A 1,484-nucleotide genomic window follows, 5' to 3' on the forward strand; every position below is an offset into this window, starting at 1 on the left:
GAAAGGGAAGTGGGCAGCCGGAGTGGTGGTCAAGCAAGCAGTAGCTATTATTCCATAATAGCTACTAGAGAAAGCGTGAATCTGAGCATGTAGTGATAAGGACTGAGCGAATTTCACTCAGTTTTTCTTAGACTGTTGGTTAAGGGAAGGCAGTAATCCAGCTGGGTTTCTCTGGTTCAAATGTGTATACATGTTAAATTTAAGGTAATTTTTGAAAAAAATTGTATGACTTCTTTTGAAATGGTTATGCTAAGACAGATAACGAACAACAAAAGGAGGTAAAATACATGAAGAAAAAACTTCTAGTGAAGTTTGGTGCACCAGTATTAGCGTTGTCTTTAATCGCAGCATGCGGAACAGATGACGATCAGGATCCAGTAGAGGATGAGGCACCTCTAGATCAACAGGAAGAAGATAATATCGATGACAATCCTGCTGATGATAATGGAGGAATGAATGAAGAAAATCCTGACATGGAGAATGATGGTAACGGCACTGACGAAAATAATGATAATAACATGATGGATGATGAAAACAAAGATGAGAATGGAGAAGGAAATCAATAACATTTCATTTCTTCACTCTTAATGTGGCTTTTTATCCTACATTTACTGGCAGTAAGACCCTCGCTTCAAGCAATAAAGTGAAACCGTTATTGGTAAGTGGGGGATGCCTGCCAGTAAATTCCGATTGATTTAAAGACCTTTAGGTCATACCCTTGTGGTACTACCAATTCGTGGGGGATAAACAAAACCTCATGGATTGAAGTTTCACATTATCACTAAATAAGCAGAACAAATCCTAAAGTAGGAAAGTTCTGCTTTTGTTATTCTAAGAAATTATAAAACTAGTCCATTTGGATTATATAGGCGTGTTGAGCCGCGTCCAGCTCTAGCGCCCAGAAACGAGGCGACTTTACAAATCGCCCTAATCTAGGTCATCATCGGCTCGCAAGCTCACTGTGATTCTTTTATCTCCGTTGATTCGCTCCAGTCACTACGTTTTTAATCGGTCGCTTGCGCTTTTGTTCTATTTTACATTATTAGCATACGTATAAAAATTGTGATGCGAAACATCTACAATGAACAAAGTGAACTAAAGCGAGATATCAACTCGATTGCCAAGCGATGGATGCGGTGCTGTAGGTGCAGATTGGTCGAGCATTTCTTGCAATTGTACGCCTTGCGTTTCTATTACTTTCATAGCATTTTTCATCACGGCAATACTTGCATCAGAACGAATTTGTTGATTTGCCATAGTAACAGACAATGCAGCAATATCCATAAAATCAGGCCTTTCTACTTAAAGTTAATTTGAGCTATATTTAGTATAACATAGGTGGAAAGACCTAGGTATCTAATATATAAATTATTTCATAATGGTTATCGTAAAATGAGATAATTTGTGTTTATCCCGCATATAACTGGCAGTAAGATCCGCCCTTTAAGCAATAAAGTGAACCCAATATGGGTAAGTGTGGAACA

At 38.3% G+C, this 1,484-nt stretch carries 2 protein-coding genes; one reads left to right on the plus strand and one right to left on the minus strand.

The window, feature by feature from the left end; translation table 11 throughout:
- Positions 1-287: 287 nt before the first annotated feature.
- Positions 288-566, plus strand: a complete 279-nt coding sequence (locus Q1A47_RS20425; protein ID WP_051388344.1) for a hypothetical protein — start codon at positions 288-290, stop codon at positions 564-566.
- A gap of 529 nt (positions 567-1,095) precedes the next feature.
- Here the strand turns inward: Q1A47_RS20425 and Q1A47_RS20430 are convergent.
- Positions 1,096-1,284 (minus strand): YjfB family protein, encoded by a 189-nt coding sequence (locus Q1A47_RS20430; RefSeq protein WP_026681762.1) that lies wholly within the window; start codon positions 1,282-1,284, stop codon positions 1,096-1,098.
- Positions 1,285-1,484: the final 200 nt, after the last annotated feature.

It is taken from the genome of uncultured Virgibacillus sp., assembly GCF_947495635.1.
Classification (GTDB): domain Bacteria; phylum Bacillota; class Bacilli; order Bacillales; family Amphibacillaceae; genus Virgibacillus; species Virgibacillus salarius.

Coding starts and splice junctions, on each gene's coding strand:
- Q1A47_RS20425 (WP_051388344.1), top strand. CDS start 288: ATGAAGAAAAAACTTCTAGTGAAGTTTGGTGCACCAGTATTAGCGTTG.
- Q1A47_RS20430 (WP_026681762.1), bottom strand. CDS start 1,284: ATGGATATTGCTGCATTGTCTGTTACTATGGCAAATCAACAAATTCGT.